Below are 19,891 nucleotides of genomic sequence, written 5' to 3'. Positions count from 1 at the left end.
CACCACCACGGGCACCAAGACCGACACTCCGGTCGTGCTCATTCCGCAGTCGGTCGGCGTCGTCGGGCGCCAGCAGATGGACGACCTCGGCGCCCAGAAGGCCGACGAGGCGACGCGCTATTCGGCCGGCGTGTTCAGCCAGCCCTTCGGCGACGACACCGACACCAACTGGTTTTACATCCGCGGCTTCGACGCGACCCAGACCGGCGTCTATCGCGACGGCATGCAGCTCTACTCCTACGCCTTCGGCAACTTCTACCAGGACACGTATCTGGTCGAGCGCGTCGAGGTGCTGCGCGGCGCCTCCGCCTCGCTCTACGGCGGCGGCAACATCGGTGGCATCATCAACTACGTCTCGAAGCGCCCGCTCGACGCCGACTTCAGCCAGGTCGAAGTCGGGATCGACAACTACCCGACGGCCTTCGCGGCCTTCGACGTCAACAAGGTCATCCCGAACGACCTCGTCACCAAGGGACCCGCTGCCGCCGGTCTGGAAGTACCGCGTCACCGGCAAGCTCGAGGGCGGCGACGGCTACGCCAAGCACGAGGACGGCATCCGCGGATCCCAGGGCGCGGCGACCTATACGCCGAACGCCGGCACCGACACCGTCTACGCCAACTACACCCACGCCAGAACCACGGCTCGGGCGACTTCCTGCCCTATTACGGCACGGTGAAGGACGCGACCTCGGCCGACGGGACCATCAACCTCGGCAAGATCGGCCGGAAGACCAACTTCACCGATCCCGACCTCGACGATCATGACCGCCGCCAGTTCATGGTGGGCTACGAGCTCAACCACGACATCGACGACGTCTGGACCGTCAACACCAAGGCGCGCTTCGCCTACAGCCACCTCAAGGAGCAGCTGCTCTACCCGTTCGGCTACGGCTTCGCGGCCCGTCCGAGCGCCGGCAACACCCAGCTCGCGCGCATCAACTTCGCGCACGACACCGAGACCTTCAGCTTCACGACCGACAACAACCTCGTGGGCAAGTTCTCCACCGGCGGGATCGACCACACCCTGCTGATGGGTCTCGACTACAAGATGTACTACATCATCGACGAAGTGCAGGCCTCGAGCATCGGCACGTCGGTGGACATCCACAATCCGGACCTCAACCAGCCGCAGCCGTCGTCCCCTATCTCGACCAGACCTCGAAGCTCCATCAGGCCGGCGCCTTCATCCAGGACCAGGCCCGCTTCGGCGACGGCTTCATCGCGACGCTGAACGGCCGCTATGACCGGATCTGGCTCGACGGCGACTCCCGCCTGAGCAACGACGTGAAGATGGAGAAGGGGCGCTTCAGCGGCCGCGCCGGCCTCGGCTACGAGTTCGAGAACGGCATCGTGCCTTACGTCAGCGTCGCCAGCACCTTCAACCCGCTGATCGGCTACAACAGCGTCGGCGGCGTGAACGAGCCGTTCAAGCCGGAGACGGGCATCCAGTACGAAGCCGGCATCAAGTGGTCGCCGACCGCCTTCCCGGCCATCTTCACCGCCTCGGTCTTCGACCTGACGAAGAAGAACGTGGTCTCGGGCCCGTTCAACGCCCAGAACCAGATCGGCGAAGTGCGCTCGCGCGGCTTCGAGCTCGAGGCTCAGGCGAACCTCACCGAGAACTGGAAGCTCCTCGCCGCCTTCACGGCCTATGATCTGGAGATCCAGAAGGGCGTCGGCGCCGATCCCGTCACCGGCGCGCCGGTCTCGCTCAAGGGCGAGCAGCCGTTCCTCGTCCCCGAGGTCATCGGTTCGGCGTTCCTCGACTACACCTTCACCGCCGGTCAGCTGAAGGGCCTCAGCCTCGGCGGCGGCGTGCGCTATATCGGCAAGTCCGAAGCCACGCAGCCGAACACCGTCAAGGTGCCGGACGCCACGCTGGTCGACGCCGCCGTGCGCTACCAGTGGGACAACTACAAGGTCAGCCTCAACGTGACGAACCTCTTCGACAAGCGCTTCGTCTCGGGCTGCCAGGGCATCAACGTCTGCTCCTTCGGCGAAGGCCGCCGGGCGCTCGTGAGGGCGAGCTACACGTGGTGATCGACGAGCGCGCGGCGGCGGAGACATCCGCCGCCCGCAAGACTGACGGAACGACCCGCCGCGGCCTCCTCCTCGCAGGAGCCGCGGCGTTTGCGTGCGTTCAGGCGGCGTCCGCCGCGCGATCCGCCGCGCCGCCCGCCCGCCTCGCCGCGATCGACTGGGCGATGCTCGAGACCGCGCTCGCGCTCCAGGCCCCGCTCGTCGGCGCCGCCGAACTCGTGCTGTTCCGCGAGGCCGCGATCGAGCCGCCCATGCCGGACGGCGTCGCCGATCTCGGGCTGCGCGGCACGCTGAGCTACGAGCGGCTGCTGTCGCTCAAGCCCGATCTCATCCTGATTTCGCCCTGGTACGAGGCCCGCGCCCCCATCCTGACCCGGATCGCGCCGGTCGCGAGCTACGCGATCTACCAGTCCGGCCGCTCACCCTACGAGGCCGCCGTCGAAGTCACGCGCGCGCTCGGCGCCCGGCTCGGGCGCGAGCGGGAGGCCGAACGCGCGATCTCCGAGGCCGAGGCCGAAATCGCCGCCTGCCGCGCCCGCCTCGCGCCCTTCGCCGGCCGCCCGGCGCTCGTCATCAATCTCGGCGACGCCCGGCATTTCAGAGCTTTCGGGGCCGACAGCATGTTCGGCGACGTGGCGATGCGGCTCGGCCTTGGCCTCGCCTGGGCCGCGCCGACCCGCTTCGGCGCCTATCCGACAGTCGGCGTCGAGGCGCTCGCGGACCTGCCCGACGCCATCGTCGCCAATGTCGGCCCGACGCCGCCTTCGGCGCTCGAGGAGGCGCGCACGAGCCCGCTCTGGCGCGCCATGCCGCCAATCAAGGCCGGGCGTTTCCTGAGCCTGCCGCCCGTGAACCCCTACGGCGCGCTGCCGGCCGCGCGCCGTTTCGCGCGCCTTCTCGCCGACGCCGTCTCGACGCTTCCCCATGCATGACGTCCGACGCCGGGCGGCGGTCGCCGCCTGCCTTCTCTGGGCGGCCCTCGCCGCGGTCGCGGCCGCGCTCTCGCTCGACGACGTCTTCGCGCGGCTCGGCGCCGGCGCGACCGACGCCGACCAGGCGCTCGTCGCCTACAGCCTCGCGCCGCGGATCGTGGTGGCGCTGCTGGCCGGAGCCGCGCTCGGCCTCGCCGGCGCGCTGATGCAGGCCGCCCTCGACAATCCGCTCGCCGAACCCTCGACGCTCGGCGTCTTCGCAGGCGCCCAGCTCGCGCTCGGCCTCCTCGCCGCCTTCGCGCCCGCCGTGGGCGCGCTCGGCCGGGAGGCGGCGGCCGTCGCGGGCGGCGGCGGCGCGGCCGCGCTCGTGCTCGCGCTCGGATGGCGGCGCAAGCTCGATCCGGCGACCGTCGTGCTGTGCGGCATGGTGGTGGCGATGGTGGCGAGTTCGCTCACCGCCGCGCTGATCCTGTCGCGCGGCGAATACCTGTTCGCGCTGCTGATCTGGGGCGGCGGAGCGCTCACCCAGGAAGGCTGGCGCGGCTCCGGCGCGATCGCGGCTGCGCTCGCGGTGGCGGGCGTCGGCGCGCTGCTCCTGGCGCGCCCGCTCGCGGCCCTCGTCGTCGGCGAAACCAGCGCCCGCGGCCTCGGCGTCTCGACGCCGGCGATCCGCATCTCGGCGCTCGCGCTCGGCGTCCTGCTCGCCACCACGGTCGCGGCCGAGGTCGGGCTCATCGCCTTCGTGGGGCTTGCGGCCCCGACCTTCGCGCGGCTCGCGGGCGCGCGCTCGTCCCAGACGCTGCTGGTCGCGCCGGCGATCGGCGCGGTCCTGCTCTGGCTCGCGGATTCGCTCGTGCGCCATGTCGGGTCGGACGAGATGATCCCGACCGGCGCGGCGACCGCGGTCCTCGGCGCGCCGCTGCTGTGTGGCTGCTGCCGCGCCTCGTCCTCGCCGATCGCCCGACCGTGGTCGGCGCGCCCAGGCGCCGCGATCCGGCGCGGACGCTCGCCGTCCTCGCGGCGCTTGGCGTCCTGGCGGTCCTGGCGGCGCTCTTCGTCGGCTCCGACGGCCATGGCTGGACGATTTCGTCCTTGCGCGAGACGCTCGACCTGCTGCCCTTCCGCGCTCCGCGAGCGGCGGCGGCGGTAGCCGCCGGCGCGACGCTCGCGGCCGCGGGCGTCATCCTCCAGCGCCTGACCGGAAATCCGCTCGCAGGCCCCGAAGCGTTGGGCGTGGGCGCAGGCGCCGGCGTCGGCCTCGCGATCGTGCTGGTCGCGTTCGGATCCGCCTCCTTGCCGATGCAGGCCGCGGGCTCGGCCGTCGGCGCGCTCGCGGCGCTCGGCGTGATGCTGTCGGTCGCGCGCGGCGGACGGCTCGGGCCGGAGCGCATGCTGCTCGCCGGCGCGGGCATCTCCGCGCTTTGCCTGGCGGGCCTCAACGCGGTGATCGCCACCGGCTCGCCGAGCGCCTTCGCGCTTCTGGCCTGGATGACCGGGGCGGCCGACGCGGTGGACGCGTCGCGCGCGGCGACGGGCCTCGCCGCGCTCATGGCGCTCGCGGTTCCGCTCGCCCTCGTTTTGCGCTGGCTCGACGTGCTTCCGCTCGGGGCGATGGGCGCGCGCGCGCTCGGCGTCAATGTCGGCGCGGCGCGGACGGCGCTGATCGCGATGGCGGCGGCCCTCACCGGCGCCGCCGCGCTGATCGTCGGGCCGCTCAGCTTCATCGGCCTCGTCGCGCCGCACGCAGCCCGGTCGATGGGGCTCGTGCGGCCGGCCGGACATCTCGTCGGCGCCATGCTGATCGGCGCGGCTCTCATGACGGCCGCGGACGCGCTCGCGCGCACGCTGATCTTCCCCTACCAGCTTCCGCTCGGCCTGTTCGCCTCGCTCATCGGCGGCGGCTATCTGCTGGCCTCGCTCGCCCGGCGATAAGCGAACGCGCGCCGCAGTCGCGCGACGTCCGCCGTCAGGTCATTGCGTTTTCTGATGATTATGTCGCGACGCGAAATATATACTCCAAAGTCTAATGTGACCGTACGTCTCTGCTTCATTGCACTGGCATTCCACGTGCGATAAAACCAGCGCAATTCATGTATAGATGTGGAATGTCGTATGGCCCGCAATATTCTAATTCTTGGCGCATCTTACGGTTCGTTGCTGGCGACGAAGCTTCTGATGGCCGGCCACAACGTAACGCTGGTGTGCCGACAGAAGACCGCGGACCTCATCAACAGCGCCGGTACGGAAGTCCGCATCAAGCTGCGCGACGAGGCCGAACATCGCTCGATCTTTTCGCGCGACCTGCCCGGAAAGCTTGACGCGACGCAGCCGCAGGACGTCGACGTCTCGCGCTACGACCTCGTCGGCCTGGCGATGCAGGAGCCGCAATACGCCAACCACACGATCCGCGTGCTCATGATCAAGATCGCGGAGGCCAAGCTGCCCTGCGTGTCGATCATGAACATGCCGCCGCTGCCCTATCTCAAGCGCATCCCGGCGCTCGCCGAGATGGACCTCGAAGCCGCCTACACCAACGCCCAGGTCTGGGAGCGTTTCACGCCGGCTTGGTGTCGCTGTGCTCGCCCGATCCGCAGGCCTTCCGGCCGCCGGAGGAAGGCGCGAACGTGCTGCATGTCGGGCTGCCCACGAACTTCAAGGCCGCGACTTTCGAGGACGAGGGGGCCAACGCCCTGCTGCGCGAGCTCGAGGCCGACATCGACGCCGTCACGCTCGACGGCAAGGACGTGCCGGTGAAGCTCAAGGTGTTCGACTCGCTGTTCGTGCCCTTCGCCAAGTGGTCGATGCTGATGACCGGCAACTACCGCTGCGTGACGCCGGCCGAGCCCCGCTCGATCCGCGACGCGGTGCATGGCGACGTCGAGCTCTCCCGCTCGATCTACGGCCATGTCGACGCGATCACGCGCAAGCTCGGCGCGGACGCCGAGGATCAGGTTCCGTTCGAGAAATACGCCAAGGCGGCCGAAAGCCTGCTGAAGCCGTCCTCGGCGGCGCGCGCGATCGCCGGCGGGGCGCCGTTCGTCGAGCGCGTCGACCTCCTGATCGCGCTGATCTCCCAGCAGCTCGGAATGCCGAACGAGGAGATCGACCGCACGGTGAAGACCGTCGACAGCCGCCTGAACGAAAGCATCGTCTCAGGCTAGAACGACAGGGCGCGGGCATCGTCCGCGCCCTCACTCCGGACGCGCGCCGATCTTGCCGAACACTTCGGGCGGGATCGCCAGCCGCCGCACGACATCGTCGTGGCTGCGGTGGCCCGACAGTTCGCGCTGGATGAAATGGGCGTGCGCAGCCTCCGCGGCCGCGAACGCCAAAGAGCGGCGCCGCGCCGGATCGTCGCCGGCCGCCCGATAGGCGTCGAGCGCCTTTTCCAGCCGCTCTCCCGACCGGCCGAGCGCCGCGGCCTTTCGGCCAGCAGCTCAACTTCCAGCGTGTCGGCGCCGCTGCGCAGCAGGTCGGGAAGCTGGGCGGGCCGGCGGCTGAAATGCATACCCGCCAGTCTAGACGATCCTTGGTCCGCGCGAGAACCGTCGGCCGAAAAAGCGGCCTTGCGCAAACGGTTCCGTGAGTTGCGGCCGCGCGCGGGAACGGAGCCGCGCCCCGTCCGTTGCGCCTTCCGTGCGGGCCTGCGCCCGCCGGACGATATGCAAGGACATGAAATGACGATCCCAGCTTTTCGCCTGACGCTCGTGGCCGCGCTCGGCCTCGGGCTCGCCTCCTGCAACGAGGAGGCCAAGGTTCCGATCGCACAGGGCCACGGGCCGAACCCGACCCTGCCCGAGCCGGTGAAGAGCTGGATCCCGACCATCAATCTGAGCAAGGCCGTGGGCTGGACGGGAGACGCCAAGCCGACGGCCGCGAGCGGCATGCAGGTCGCGGAGTTCGCCGGCGGGCTCGATCATCCGCGGCGCGTCTACACGCTCCCCAACGGCGACGTGCTCGTGGTGGAGACCGCCGAGCCGCCGAAGCCCGACGCCAAGAGCGGCCCGATGAGCTGGGTCAAGGGCTACTTCATGGACCGGGCCGGCGCGAAAGTGCCGAGCGCGAACCGCATCACCCTGCTGCGCGACGCCGACGGCGACGGCAAGGGCCGAGTTCCGCTCGACGCTGGTGAAGGATCTCTATTCGCCCTTCGGCGTCGTGCTGTCGAACGGAAGGCTCTGGATCGCCAACACCAACGCGATCGTGAGCGTGCCCTACAAGGACGGCGACACCGAGATCACGGCCAAGCCCGAGAAGCTTGTCGACCTGCCGGAGCGGCCGCTCAACCACCACTGGACCAAGGACCTGACGGCGTCCAAGGACGGGACCAAGCTCTACGCCACCTCCGGCTCCAACTCGAACGTCGCCGAGAACGGCATCGAGGCCGAGAAGGACCGCGCCGCGGTGCTCGAGGTCGACGTCGCGACGAAACAGACGCGGGTCTTCGCCTCTGGCCTGCGCAACCCCAACGGCGCGACCATCAATCCTGCGACCGGCGAGCTCTGGGTGGTGGTGAATGAGCGCGACGAGATCGGCTCCGACCTCGTGCCCGATTACATGACGTCGGTGAAGGACGGCGCGTTCTACGGCTGGCCCTACAGCTATTTCGGCCAGAACGTCGACGAGCGCGTGCAGCCGCCCCGGCCCGACCTCGTGGCCAAGGCCGTGAAGCCCGACTACGCGCTCGGGCCCCACACCGCCTCGCTCGGGCTGATCTTCAACGAGGGCCAGCTCTTCGGCGAGAAATACGCCGGCGGCGCGTTCGTCGGCCAGCACGGCTCGTGGAACCGCAATCCGGTGAGCGGCTACAAGGTGATCTTCGTGCCGTTCAAGGACGGCAAGCCGAACGGGGCGCCGGAGGACGTCCTGACCGGCTTCCTCAACAAGGACGGCGACGCGCAGGGGCGACCCGTCGGCGTCGCGATCGACAAGGCCGGCGCGCTGCTCGTGGCCGACGACACCGGCAACAAGATCTGGCGCGTGACGCCCGCACAGGCTGCGGCCGAAGCTGGCGCCGCGAAGCCGCAGGGCTGAACACGACGCTCTTGTCCCGGACTTGATACGGGACCCAGAAAACGTGGCGCGTTCCGGACAGAACCCGGAGCGCGCCAATTTTTCTTGAGGGCTCGTCGGTTCTGGGTCCCGGATCAAGTCCGGGACAAGGGCGTGGAGGCTCAGCCGCCTTGCGGCTGCCCCAGCATCCGGCCCACCACCCGCGCGGTGTAGTCCACCATCGGCACGATGCGGGCGTAGTTGAGCCGCGTCGGGCCGATGACGCCCAAAACGCCCACGATCTTCTTGTCGCCGTCGCGGAAGGGCGCTGCGATCATCGAGGAGCCGGAGAGCGAGAACAGCTTGTTCTCCGAGCCGATGAAGATCCGCACCCCGTCGGCGTCCTCGGCGCGGCCGAGGAGTTCGATGACGTCCTTCTTGCCCTCGAGGTCGTCGAGCAGCAGCCGCACGCGTTCGAGATCCTCAAGCGCCTTCAGATCCTCGAGCAGGTTCGCCTGTCCGCGCACGATGAGCTGGCGCGGATGGTCGCCGCCTCCTCCGCCCCAGCCGGCCAGACCCGCCTCGACGACGCGCGCGGACAGCTCGTTCAGCTCCGCTCGGCCGAGGCCAGCGCGTCCTGGATCGCGGCCCTGGCCTCGGCGAGCGTGCGCCCGCGCATCCGGCCGTTCAGGAAATTCGAGGCCTCGACCAGCGCCGAGGGCGGCAGGCCGGGAGGAAGCGGCAGCAGGCGGTTCTCCACCGAGCCGTCTTCGCCGACCAGCACCGCGAGCGCCCTGCCCGGCTCGAGCGGCACGAACTCGATGTGCTTAATCGCCGGATCCTGCTTGCTCGCCACCACGACGCCCGCGCCGCGCGACAACCCCGAGAGCATCGCGGAGGCGTCGGTGAGGATCTCCTCCATCGAGCGCTGATGGCTCGCGCCCGTCACCTGGCGCTCGATCGCGGTGCGGTCTTCCGGCGAGAGATCGCCGATCTCGAGCATGGCGTCGACGAAGAAGCGCAGTCCGAGCTCCGTCGGCAGGCGCCCGGCGCTGACATGCGGCGCGTAGATGAGGCCGAGCGCCTCGAGGTCCGCCATGACGTTGCGCACCGAGGCCGGCGACAGCGAAACCGAGAGCAGCCGCGAGATGTTGCGCGAGCCGAGCGGCTCGCCCGTCGAGAGATAGCCGTCGACGATGCGCCGGAAAATGTCGCGCGATCGCCGGTCGAGCTGCGAGAATCCCGCGGCCGTGGACTCGAGGAGCCGCCGTTCAATCGACATGGGGCACGGGCGAGACAAAGCGCTGCATGAATTGACCCTGTTCCGCCTGAGCCGCCGGATCAAGTGATCCCGAGGCCTTGGGTCGCTCCATCAACCACGAAGCTTGGCTTGCAGGCGCGGCCCTGGAAAGGCAGAAGAACGCATCCAGCGCAAGCGCCTGAAGAAGAGCCCGTCCTTATGTCGATCCGTCCGTCGAACCGCGCCCCCGAAGCCATGCGGCCCGTGTCGCTGGAGCGCGGGGTCGCGCGCTATGCGGAAGGCTCGTGCCTCGTAAAGTTCGGCGAGACCCACGTGCTGTGCGCCGCGTCCATCGAGGACAAGGCCCCAGGCTGGCTGCGGGGCCAAGGCCGCGGCTGGGTGACGGCCGAATACGCCATGCTGCCGCGCGCCACCCACCAGCGCACCCGGCGCGAGGTGACGAGCGGAAAGCCCTCGGGCCGCACGCAGGAGATCCAGCGGCTGATCGGCCGGAGCCTGCGCGCCGTCGTGGATCTCAAGGCGCTCGGCGAGCGCCAGATCACGGTGGACTGCGACGTTCTGCAGGCCGACGGCGGCACCCGCACCGCGTCCATCACCGGCGCCTGGGTCGCGCTCCACGACTGCCTCCAGTGGATGAAGGCCCGCGACATGCTGAAGGGCGAGGCGCTGAAGGACCACGTCGCGGCGATCTCATGCGGGATCTACAAGGGCGCGCCGGTGGCCGACCTCGACTACGCCGAGGATTCTTCCTGCGAGACCGACGCCAATTTCGTGCTGACGGGTTCCGGCGGCATCGTCGAGGTGCAGGGCACCGCCGAGGGCGCGCCGTTCTCGGAAGAGGAGCTGCTCGCGCTCCTCAAGCTCGCCAAGGACGGCTGCGCGAGCCTCGTCGAACTGCAGAAGCTGGCGGTCGCGTGAACGCGATGGGCTCCGACGGACTGATCTGATGACCCTTCCCCCGCTCGGCCCCCGCCTCGTCATCGCGACGCACAACGCCGGAAAGCTGCGCGAATTCCGCGAGCTGCTGTCGCCCTTCGGGCTCGAGCTCACCTCCGCGGGCGAGCTCGGGCTTCCAGAACCCGACGAGACCGGCACCACCTACGCCGAGAACGCCCGCATCAAGGCCGAGGCCGCAGCCGAGGCTTCCGGCCTTCCCGCTCGCCGACGATAGCGGGCTCTGCGTCCACGCGCTCTGGGGCGCGCCCGGCATCTTCTCGGCCCGATGGGCGGGCGAGACCAAGGACTTCGACGCCGCCATGCTGCGCGTCGAGGAGGATCTTCGCGACCGCGGCGCGGACTCGGCCGACGAGCGCGACGCGGCTTTCGTGGCGGCGCTCTCGCTCGCCTGGCCGAGCGGCGAGTCGGTCGACATCGAAGGGTCGGTCGCCGGAACGATCGTCTGGCCGCCGCGCGGCGATCTGGGCTTCGGCTATGATCCTATCTTCCTTCCCGAAGGTCATCACCGCACGTTCGGCGAGATGGACTCGGACGAAAAGCACGGCCTGGAATGGGACGATGCCGGCCGCGCCACGGGCCTTTCGCACCGCGCCCGCGCCTTCGGCGAGCTGATGGCGCTCCTGTTCCCGGAAGGCCCGCCGAGATGACCGAGCCCGGCTTCGGGGTCTATGTGCACTGGCCGTTCTGCGCCTCGAAGTGCCCCTATTGCGACTTCAACAGCCATGTCCGCCACCGCGGCTGGGACGAGCCGCGCTTCCTATCGGCCTTCCGGCGCGAGATCGCCCATATGGCCGCGCTGGCTCCCGGGCGCACCGTGTCCTCGATCTTCTTCGGCGGCGGCACGCCCTCGCTGATGCAGCCTGAGACCGTCGGGGGAATTCTCGACGCGATCGCGGAGAACTGGGAGGTCGACGACGCCGTCGAGGTGACGCTCGAGGCGAACCCGACCAGCGTCGAGGCCGACCGCTTCCGCGGCTACCGGGCGGCGGGCGTCGGGCGCGTCTCGCTGGGCGTGCAGTCGCTTGTGCAGGAGGACCTGACCCGGCTCGGGCGGCTCCACACCGTCGAGGAGGCGATGGCGGCGCTCGACGTGGCGACCGAGATCTTTCCCCGCGTCTCCTTCGACCTGATCTACGCCCGGCCCGACCAGACGCCGCAGATGTGGAAGAAGGAGCTGTCCGAGGCGCTCGCCCGCGGAACCGAGCACCTGTCGCTCTACCAGCTCACCATCGAGGAAGGCACGCCCTATTACGAGCTTCACAAGGCGGGCAAGCTGAAGACGCCCGACGAGGCGACCGGCCGCGCGCTCTGGGACGTGACGCAGGAGACGTGTGCGGAAGCAGGTCTGCCGGCCTACGAGATCTCGAACCACGCGCGGCCGGGCTCGGAGAGCCGCCACAACCTCGTCTACTGGCGCTACGGCGAGTATGCGGGCGTCGGGCCCGGCGCGCATGGCCGCCTCGTCGTCGACGGGACACGGCGGGAGCTTTCTACCGAGCGCAATCCGGAGCTCTGGGCGAGCGCCGTCGAGGCGGACGGCTCGGGGCTGGTGATGGACGCCGCGCTCAGCCTCGAGGCGCAGGGCGACGAGTTCCTGCTGATGGGCCTGCGGCTGACAGAAGGCATCGACCTCGCGCGCTTCATCGCGATTTCGGGCCGGCGCATCGACGACCGCCGCATCGACGACCTCATCATGGATGGCATGGTGGAGCGGGTAGGCAAGACGCGCCTGCGGGTGACGCCCGAGGGCCTGCCGGTGCTCGACGCCGTGGTGGCGGATCTCGCGAGCTAAGGTCGCTCCTGAACCACCGCCGTCATCCCGGCCGAAGAGCCGGGATCCAGAACCGAGGCGGCCCGTCCAGCGCGTCCAGCGGCGTCGGTTCTGGATCCCGGGTCAGGCCCATGATGACGGCCTAAGGGTCCGCGCCTCAGTTCGCGCTCTTCCGCCCGTCGGCCGGCTGTTCGCTCTCGGCGACGCACTTGTCGATGAACGCCTGTTTCTTGTCATCCTTAAGCTGAAGATTGCTGGCTTTCTGCATGCAGATGAACAGGTTGCGCTGCGCCTCCTGCACGGACTGCGCGGAGGCCGGCGCCAGCGCGGCTGTTGATAGGCCGGCGGCGACCAGCAGTCGGGCGGCGACGATGACGCGATGATCCATTATCGGTTCTCCCTTGGCGCGCTCTTGCGGCGGCGTTCTTAGGGACCGCTTAGCGCATTCGCGGAGCCTTTGGCGCGCAAAAGTGACCGTGGGATGGAGAGCCAGCCGGCATCGCCCATCGGGGGCTCAGAAGCTGAGGATGACGCGCGGCCAAGCCTTGCCCTTTGAGCTGCCCTCCTCGCATCTTGCGCCTCGACCTTGCGCGCGCCGACTGCGTGCTTCGAGACGCGTTCCTATCGGAACGCTCCTCAGCATGAGGACTGGTTTGGTTTTGGCATTCTCTCCGCGCCTCATGCTGAGGAGCCCGCGCCAGCGGGCGTCTCGAAGCACGCAGTCGACCGCTCCAATGCGTCGCCGCCGATGAGCGCGATCGAGCAGGAGACTGCCGCGGCCCCCGCCCCGACGCCGATGATGGCGCAGTATCTCGAGATCAAGTCCGCCAATCCCGACAGCCTGCTGTTCTACCGGATGGGCGACTTCTACGAGATGTTCTTCGCCGACGCGGAGGCCGCAAGCCGCGCGCTCGGCATCGCGCTGACCAAGCGCGGCAAGCATCTGGGCGAAGACATCCCGATGTGCGGCGTGCCGGTGGAGCGCGCCGACGACTATCTCCAGCGCCTCATCGCGCAGGGCTTCCGGGTCGCGGTCTGCGAGCAGACCGAGGACCCGAAGGAGGCCAAGAAGCGCGGCTCCAAGTCGGTCGTGCGGCGCGATGTCGTGCGGCTCGTCACCCCCGGAACGCTCACCGAAGACGCGCTGCTGGAGCCGCGCCGCGCCAATCTGCTGGCCGCGATCGCGCGCGGCCGCTCCGAGGACGGCGGCTTCGCCTTCGGCCTCGCCCATGTCGACGTCTCGACCGGCGCCTTCGGCGTCGGAAGTCGCGACCGCCGGGATCGGCGCCGCGCTCGCCCGGCTCGACGCGGCCGAGATCGTCGTGCCCGAACAGCTCGTCGAGGATCTTTCGACGGCGCTCGGCGAAGCCCGCGCCGCGATTACGCCCGCGGCCCGCGACCTTGTCGATCCGGCGCGCGCGGAGGCCCGGCTCGCGGCCCATTTCGGCGTCGCGACCGTCGACGCGTTCGGCGCGCTGTCGAAGCCCGAGGTCATGGCTGCGGCCATGATCGTCGGCTACATCGAGCGCACCCAGCTCCAGAGCCGCCCGCGTTTGCAGGCGCCGGCGCGCGAGGGTCGCGGCGTCGTGATGGAGATCGACGCCGCGACGCGCGCCAATCTCGAGCTCGTGCGGCGCCTGTCGGGCGAGCGCGAGGGCAGCCTGCTCGACGCCGTCGACCGCTGCGTCACCGCACGGCTCGCGGGCGCTCGGCGCGCGCATCGCCGGCCCGCTGCTCGACGTCGCGGCGATCCATCGCCGGCACGACGCGGTCGCGGCGCTGATCGACGCGCCGGAGCTTCGCCGGACGGTGCGGCAGGCCCTCGCGCGCGCCCCCGATCTCGCACGCGCCGCCCAGCGCATCGCGCTCGCGCGCGGCGGGCCCCGCGACCTCGCGGCGATCCGCGACGCTCTGAACGCCGCGCAGGGGCTTTCCGCCCGCCTCGCCTCTCTGGACGACGCGCCCGACGAACTCTCGGCGATCGCGGACGCGCTCGCAAACGCAGACCACGCTCTCGCGCTCGATCTCGCGCGCACTCTCGCCGACGAACTGCCGCTCCTGAAGCGCGACGGCGGCTTCGTGCGCCAGGGAAGCGACGCCGAGCTCGACGCCACAAGGAGCTTGCGCGACGAGAGCCGCAAGGTGATCGCGCAGTTGCAGGCGGCTTACGCCGAGGCGACCGACGTCCGCACGCTGCGGATCAAGCACAACAACGTGCTGGGCTATTTCATCGAGGCGCCGCAGCAGCACGGCGAACGGATCCTGAAGGACCACGGAGCGACCTTCGTGCACCGCCAGACCATGGCGGGCGCGATGCGCTTCACCACGACCGAGCTCGGCGATCTGGAGCGCCGCATCGGCGAGGCGGCCGACACCGCGCTCGGCATGGAGCTCGCGATCTTCGAAAGCCTGTCGCTACGCGTCACGGAAGGCTGGGAGACCTCCGCGCCTGCGCCGAGGCGCTCGCGGCGCTCGACGTCGCCGCGGGCCTCGCGGAAGTCGCGGTGGAGCTCGGGCACGTTCGCCCGCATGTCGACGACGGGCTCGACTTTCATCTCGAAGGCGCGCGCCACCCCGTGGTGGAGGCCGCGCTGAAGCGCGAGGGAAAGCCGTTCGTGCCGAACGACGTGGATCTTTCCGCGCCCGACGGCTCCGGCGGGCTGATCCAGCTCGTCACCGGCCCCAACATGGGCGGCAAGTCAACCTATCTCCGCCAGGCGGCGCTCTGCGCGGTGCTGGCGCAGGCGGGCGCATATGTGCCCGCCAAGGCCGCGCGGATCGGCGTGGTGGACCGGCTCTACAGCCGCGTCGGCGCCGCCGACGACCTCGCCCGCGGCCGCTCGACCTTCATGGTCGAGATGGTGGAGACCGCCGCGATCCTGAACACGGCCGGACCGCGCTCGCTCGTGGTGCTGGACGAGATCGGCCGCGGCACCGCAACCTTCGACGGCCTCTCGATCGCCTGGGCGGCGATCGAGCATCTCCACGAGGCAAACCGCTGCCGCGCGCTGTTCGCGACGCATTCCATGAGCTGACAGCGCTCGCCCGGAGGCTGCCGCGCCTGCGCAACGCCACCGTGCGGGTGGCCGAATGGAAGGGCGAGGTCGTGTTCCTGCACGAGGTCGCGGCGGGCGTGGCGGACCGCTCCTACGGCATCCAGGTGGCGAAGCTCGCGGGGCTTCCCGCCGCGGTGACGCGCCGCGCCAAGGCGGTCCTGGACGAACTCGAGGCCGCCGACCGCGCCTCGCCGATCGAGCGCATGATCGACGACCTGCCGCTCTTCGCCGCCACGCGCGCCAAGCCCGAGGCGGAGGCCGATCCGGTGGCCGAGGCGCTCGACGCGCTGGACCCCGACGCCCTCACCCCCCGCGAGGCGCTGGAGGCGCTGTATCGGCTGAAGGGGCTGCGGAAGGGTTAGGGCCCCGTTTGCGCCCGGCCCCCTCCCGCCATAGATAGCGCCTTCACTTTTGGCGCTCATAGTCGCGCCGAACGCGCGCAAGCCACGCGCCCGGAGCCTTGTTTCGTTCGATGTCCAACGTCCGCCAACGCCTTCGCGCCGCGCGCAACGTGCGGGCGCTCGTCGACCAGGAGGCGCTGACCCGCGAGCTGTCGGAGATCACCGTCAAGCATCGCGGCCAGTCGCTCGAGCGGCACACCGCTGTCGTCGCCCGGCTCAAGCTCGCGCTCGCCGAGGGACGCGAACAGGCGCGCGAATGGCTGAACGAGGACGGCGCCGGCACGGCTTGCGCCGAGCGCCTGTCGCGGCTGATGGACGGCTGCATCCGCGCGCTTTACGCCCATGTGACCACCGACCTCTATCCGCTCGCCAATCCCTCTTCGGGCGAGCGGCTCGCGGTGGTGGCTGTCGGCGGCTACGGCCGCGGCGCGATGGCGCCGGGCTCCGACGTCGATCTGCTGTTCCTCATGCCCTACAAGGCCACCGCCTGGGCCGAGAGCGTCGTCGAGGCGATGCTTTACGTGCTGTGGGACGTCGGGCTGAAGGTCGGCCACGCCCGCCGCTCGATCGACGAATGCGTGCGCCTGTCGCGGGCCGACATGACGATCCGCACCGCGGTGCTCGAATCTCGCTTCATCGTCGGCGACGAAGGGCTGTTCGAGGAGAAGGTCACGCGCTTCGACGCCGAAGTGATGGAGGGCACGGCGGCCGAATTCGCCACCGCCAAGCTCGCCGAGCGTGACGAGCGCCTGCAGAAGGGCGGCGGCGGCTCGCGCTATCTCGTCGAACCCAACGTCAAGGAGGGCAAGGGCGCGCTGCGCGACCTCAACACGCTCTTCTGGATCGGCAAATACGTCTACCGCGTCCGCGAGGTCTCGGACCTCGTCGAGGCAGGACTGTTCTCGGCCGCGGAGCTGCGCCTGTTCAAGAAGTGCGAGGATTTCCTCTGGGCGGTGCGCTGCCACCTGCACTTCATCACGGGCCGCGCAGAGGACCGGCTCTCCTTCGACCTGCAGCGCCAGATCGCGATCGCGCTCGGCTACACCGAGCATCCGGGCCTGCAGGACGTCGAGCGCTTCATGAAGCACTACTTCCTCGTGGCCAAGGACGTCGGCGACCTCACCGCGATCGTCTGCCATGCGCTCGAGGCGCGGCACCAGAAGAAGAAGCCGAAGCTCGACCGTTTCCTCACGCGCTTCCGCAAGTCGAACCGCCGGGCGGCCCCCGAGAGCGGCTCCTTCGTGATCGACGGCGACCGCCTGAACGTCCATGACGATCAGGTGTTCGTCCGCGATCCGGTCAACCTGATCCGCTTCTTCAAGATCATGGACGCGCACGAGATCCCGGGCCATCCGGCGGCCGCGCGCCTCATCACCAAGTCGCTGAAGCTGATCGACGCGAAGCTGCGCGAGGACAAGGAGGCCAACGAACTCTTCCTCGAGATCGTCAGCTCGCGCCGCTCTCCGGAAAAGATCCTGCGCCGCATGAACGAGACCGGCGTGCTCGGCCGCTTCATTCCGGACTTCGGCCGCATCGTCGCGATGATGCAGTTCAACATGTACCACCACTACACGGTGGACGAGCATCTCCTGCGCTCGATCGGCATCCTGTCGGAGATCGAGGCGGGCCGGGCCAGCGAAGAGCATCCGCTCGCCAACGAGCTGATGCCGACGGTCCGCGACCGCGTGGCGCTCTATGTCGCGCTGTTCCTGCACGACGTCGCCAAGGGCCGGCCCGAGGACCATTCGATCGCCGGCGCCAAGATCGCCCGCAAGCTCTGCCCGCGGCTCGGCCTGACGCCGGCGCAGACCGACACGGTCGCGTGGCTCATCGAGCAGCATCTCACCATGTCGATCGTCGCGCAGTCGCGCGACCTCTCGGACCGCCGCACCATCGAGGACTTCGCCAAGATCGTGCAGAGCCCCGAGCGGCTGAAGATGCTGCTCATCCTCACCATCGCCGACATCAAGGCCGTCGGTCCGGGCGTGTGGAACGGCTGGAAGGGCCAGCTGCTGCGCACGCTCTACTGGGAGACGGAGCTTGTGCTCACCGGCGGCCATTCGGCCGGCGACCGCCGCAACCTCGTCGAGCGCGTGAAGAGCGAACTTCGCGAGCGGCTCCGCGACTGGAGCGACGCCGAGTTCGCGACCTACGCCGAGCGCCACTACTCGCCCTATTGGCTCAAGACCGACCTCGACCGCGCCGAACGCCATGCGCGCTTCGCCGCCGCCGCCGTCGCGGAAGGCCGGACGCTGGCCACCGACATCTCGACCGACACCTTCCGCGGCGTGACGGAGGTCACGGTGCTCGCGCCCGACCACCCGAAGCTGCTGTCGATCATCGCAGGAGCCTGCGTCGCGGCCGGCTCCAACATCGTCGACGCCCACATCTCGACCACGACCGACGGTTTCGCGCTCGACACGATCTTCGTCGGCCGCGCCTTCACGGACGACGAGGACGAGCTGCGCCGCGCCCGTCGCGTCGCAGAGGCGATCGAGCAGTCGCTGAGGGGCGAGATCCGGCTGTTCGACATGGTGGCGAAGCGCCAGGAACAGGCGATCTCCAAGTCGAAATCGCGCGCCTTCGAGATCGAGCCCGAGGTCACGATCACCAACGCCTGGTCGGACCGCCATACGGTGATCGAAGTGGTCGGCCTCGACCGGCCGGGCCTGCTCTACGAGCTCACCGACGCGCTTTCGAAGCTCAACCTCAACATCGCCTCGGCGCATGTCGCGACCTTCGGCGAGCGCGCCGTCGACGTGTTCTACGTGACCGACCTCACGGGCGCGAAGATCTCCAACGCGAACCGCCAGACGGCGATCCGGGCGCGCATGACCGCGGCTTTCGAGACCGAAACGCGGAAAGCCAGGGATCGTGTCGCAAGTCGTTAACCGCCCCCCCTGATACCCTTACGCGCGCCGCTAGGTAGTAGTACTTAAAACGTCGAAGTGACTGGACTTGGGGGCTTTCCGGAAACACAACGCTTCCGGAAGCGGTCATGAGACTTTGGGGGGAATCCATGTCTTTCCGTATCATGTGCGCGGCGGCGGTCTTGACCCTCGTCGCGGCGCCTCTTGCGCATGCGCAGTCGGGCGAGACCACGTCGCTCAAGAACCGCGACGGCAAGTCCAAGGTCGACTACGCCAAGCCGCTGCCTCTGCCGACGAGCCCGACGGCGGCCGCGCGCCGCTCCTCGACCTGCTGCGTCAGGCCGAGAAGTCGCCAATCGTCGAGGAGGCCCACGCCGAAGACGGCCAGGCAGGCGACGGCGTGCGCTCGCTCGTCAAGCTTCCGAAGTCCAAGGTCAAGGCGGCCGCCGACGGCGCCCCGCCCGCGCCGGAGTTCGGCACGAGCGGCATGGTGTACAACACGGCTTACGAGCCCAACCCTGAGCGCGACCCGTCGCGGCGCGCCGGCAAGCTGTTCTTCAAGGACAACGGCGACCAGTTCGTCTGCTCCGCTTCGATGGTTCGCCGAGGCGTGCTTGTGACCGCGGCCCACTGCGTGAGCCAGTTCGGCGAGAACCGCTTCTTCTCCAACTTCAAATACGTGCCGGCCTATTCCGACGGCGCGGCGCCGTTCGGCGAGTGGGACTGGCACACGGTTATCGCGCCGACGAAGTACCTCAAGGGCACCGACCGCTGCGCCGTGCGCGGCATCGTCTGCGAGAGCGACGTCGCCGTGATCATTCTCGCGCCGCAGGGCTCGCGCTACGCGGGCGACGCGACCGGCTACTTCGGCTTCGCCGTCGGCGGCTTCAGCTACAACAACGCGGGCCAGGCGCAGATCACCCAGCTCGGCTATCCGGTCTCGCTCAACGGCGGCGAGGAGATGATCCGCACCGACGCCCAGGGCGTCATCGACCAGAGCCTCGCCAACAACACCGTCATGGGCTCCGGCCAGACCGGCGGCTCGAGCGGCGGCCCGTGGCTGGTGAACTTCGGACTTGGCGTGACGCCCGACAACACCAACCCGTTCGGCCGCGACCCGCAGCGCAACCGCGTGGTCGGCGTGACGAGCTGGGGCTACAACGACAACGGCCAGATGAAGCAGCAGGGCGCGTCGTTCTTCACCAAGAAGAACATCACCACGCTGGTCAAGGACGCCTGCAAGAAGGTCAAAGCCGCCTGCAAGTGACGCTTTGGCCGCTCGCCGGCCTGAAACGACCGCGCCCCGGACGCCCAAGCGTCCGGGGCGTTTTCGTTTCAGGGGCGCTGCTTCGGCATGCGGGCGTTGCGCCGGCGCCGCTGTCGCAGGTCCTCGGACGATGGTATAGAGGCGCGGCTTGAGCCGGTCCTGCGGGGACGCCGGCCGCCGGGCGGTCGCTCCGCTCGCTTTGCGCCCGCGCCGCGGGTTCGCCGAGGAAAGTCCGAAGCTCGATGACCACGCACGCCGCTCCCGACCGCAATCTCGTCGCCCAGGCGCACAAGCTGTGCTCGGACCTGCTGACCGCGCGGCCGGCAATCTACTGGACCGACCTG

General features: G+C 69.5%; 10 protein-coding genes and 6 pseudogenes. 13 read left to right on the top strand and 3 right to left on the bottom strand.

The genetic code is table 11. The annotated features are described in order from the left end of the window. Positions 1 to 76 precede the first annotated feature (76 nt). From K6K41_RS30015 to K6K41_RS18835, 6 genes and pseudogenes are all read left to right on the top strand, one after another. Positions 77 to 283: pseudogene (locus K6K41_RS30015) on the top strand (TonB-dependent receptor plug domain-containing protein); the annotation flags it as partial. A 533-nt stretch (positions 284 to 816) separates the two neighbouring features. After that, the gene (locus K6K41_RS18855) at positions 817 to 2,040 is read left to right on the top strand and encodes a TonB-dependent receptor domain-containing protein (RefSeq protein ID WP_346433458.1); all 1,224 of its coding nucleotides are present in this window, start codon (positions 817 to 819) and stop codon (positions 2,038 to 2,040) included. Then, complete coding sequence (locus K6K41_RS18850) at positions 2,037 to 2,972, top strand: iron-siderophore ABC transporter substrate-binding protein (protein ID WP_428978607.1); 936 nt, start codon at positions 2,037 to 2,039, stop codon at positions 2,970 to 2,972. Before K6K41_RS18855 ends, K6K41_RS18850 begins: the two co-directional genes overlap by 4 nt. After that, a complete protein-coding gene (locus tag K6K41_RS18845) occupies positions 2,965 to 4,122 on the top strand; it encodes an iron chelate uptake ABC transporter family permease subunit (protein WP_261401774.1) in 1,158 nt (385 codons plus the stop codon). The genes K6K41_RS18850 and K6K41_RS18845 overlap by 8 nt, the downstream gene beginning before the upstream one ends. Then, positions 4,065 to 4,904: an iron chelate uptake ABC transporter family permease subunit gene (locus K6K41_RS18840; protein ID WP_261401773.1), complete on the top strand. Its 840-nt coding sequence runs from the start codon at positions 4,065 to 4,067 to the stop codon at positions 4,902 to 4,904. The genes K6K41_RS18845 and K6K41_RS18840 overlap by 58 nt, the downstream gene beginning before the upstream one ends. A 180-nt stretch (positions 4,905 to 5,084) precedes the next feature. Next, positions 5,085 to 6,133 (top strand): annotated as a pseudogene (locus tag K6K41_RS18835) (ketopantoate reductase family protein). A 30-nt stretch (positions 6,134 to 6,163) separates the two neighbouring features. On the opposite strand, the gene K6K41_RS18830 reads toward K6K41_RS18835, so the two are convergent. After that, positions 6,164 to 6,364, bottom strand: a complete 201-nt coding sequence (locus tag K6K41_RS18830; RefSeq protein WP_315855234.1) for a DUF6665 family protein — start codon at positions 6,362 to 6,364, stop codon at positions 6,164 to 6,166. Positions 6,365 to 6,649: 285 nt separating this feature from the next. On the opposite strand from K6K41_RS18830, the pseudogene K6K41_RS18825 reads away from it, so the two are divergent. After that, positions 6,650 to 8,006: pseudogene (locus K6K41_RS18825) on the top strand (PQQ-dependent sugar dehydrogenase). A 140-nt stretch (positions 8,007 to 8,146) separates the two neighbouring features. On the opposite strand, the pseudogene hrcA reads toward K6K41_RS18825, so the two are convergent. After that, a pseudogene (gene hrcA, locus K6K41_RS18820) lies at positions 8,147 to 9,246 on the bottom strand (heat-inducible transcriptional repressor HrcA). A gap of 183 nt (positions 9,247 to 9,429) precedes the next feature. Between hrcA and rph the strand changes: the two are divergent. The 3 genes and pseudogenes from rph to hemW all read left to right on the top strand — a co-directional run bounded on the left by rph (position 9,430) and on the right by hemW (position 11,974). Beyond that, entirely contained in the window at positions 9,430 to 10,143 is a 714-nt protein-coding gene (gene rph, locus K6K41_RS18815; protein ID WP_261405784.1) for a ribonuclease PH, read from the top strand. A 28-nt stretch (positions 10,144 to 10,171) separates the two neighbouring features. After that, positions 10,172 to 10,829: pseudogene (gene rdgB / locus K6K41_RS18810) on the top strand (RdgB/HAM1 family non-canonical purine NTP pyrophosphatase). Then, the gene (gene hemW / locus K6K41_RS18805) at positions 10,826 to 11,974 is read left to right on the top strand and encodes a radical SAM family heme chaperone HemW (protein WP_261401771.1); all 1,149 of its coding nucleotides are present in this window, start codon (positions 10,826 to 10,828) and stop codon (positions 11,972 to 11,974) included. Before rdgB ends, hemW begins: the two are co-directional and overlap by 4 nt. Positions 11,975 to 12,110: 136 nt before the next feature. On the opposite strand, the gene K6K41_RS18800 is transcribed toward hemW, so the two are convergent. Beyond that, a complete protein-coding gene (locus K6K41_RS18800; protein WP_261401770.1) occupies positions 12,111 to 12,341 on the bottom strand; it encodes a hypothetical protein in 231 nt (76 codons plus the stop codon). Positions 12,342 to 12,701: 360 nt separating this feature from the next. Between K6K41_RS18800 and mutS the strand changes: the two are divergent. The 3 genes and pseudogenes from mutS to K6K41_RS18785 all read left to right on the top strand — a co-directional run bounded on the left by mutS (position 12,702) and on the right by K6K41_RS18785 (position 19,547). After that, positions 12,702 to 15,371: pseudogene (gene mutS / locus K6K41_RS18795) on the top strand (DNA mismatch repair protein MutS). A gap of 110 nt (positions 15,372 to 15,481) precedes the next feature. Next, positions 15,482 to 18,301, top strand: a complete 2,820-nt coding sequence (locus tag K6K41_RS18790) for a [protein-PII] uridylyltransferase (RefSeq protein ID WP_261401769.1) — start codon at positions 15,482 to 15,484, stop codon at positions 18,299 to 18,301. A gap of 379 nt (positions 18,302 to 18,680) precedes the next feature. After that, positions 18,681 to 19,547, top strand: coding sequence for a trypsin-like serine peptidase (locus tag K6K41_RS18785; RefSeq protein ID WP_261401768.1), 867 nt, complete (start codon positions 18,681 to 18,683; stop codon positions 19,545 to 19,547). The last annotated feature ends 344 nt before the right edge of the window (positions 19,548 to 19,891 follow it).

Source organism: Chenggangzhangella methanolivorans (assembly GCF_019797865.1).
GTDB lineage: Bacteria > Pseudomonadota > Alphaproteobacteria > Rhizobiales > Methylopilaceae > Methylopila > Methylopila methanolivorans.
The sequence above is the reverse complement of the archived record's forward strand: the minus strand, read 5'-3'. Positions and strand labels throughout refer to the sequence as shown.

Coding starts and splice junctions, on each gene's coding strand:
- K6K41_RS18845 (WP_261401774.1), top strand. CDS start 2,965: ATGCATGACGTCCGACGCCGGGCGGCGGTCGCCGCCTGCCTTCTCTGG.
- hemW (WP_261401771.1), top strand. CDS start 10,826: ATGACCGAGCCCGGCTTCGGGGTCTATGTGCACTGGCCGTTCTGCGCC.
- K6K41_RS18800 (WP_261401770.1), bottom strand. CDS start 12,341: ATGGATCATCGCGTCATCGTCGCCGCCCGACTGCTGGTCGCCGCCGGC.
- K6K41_RS18790 (WP_261401769.1), top strand. CDS start 15,482: ATGTCCAACGTCCGCCAACGCCTTCGCGCCGCGCGCAACGTGCGGGCG.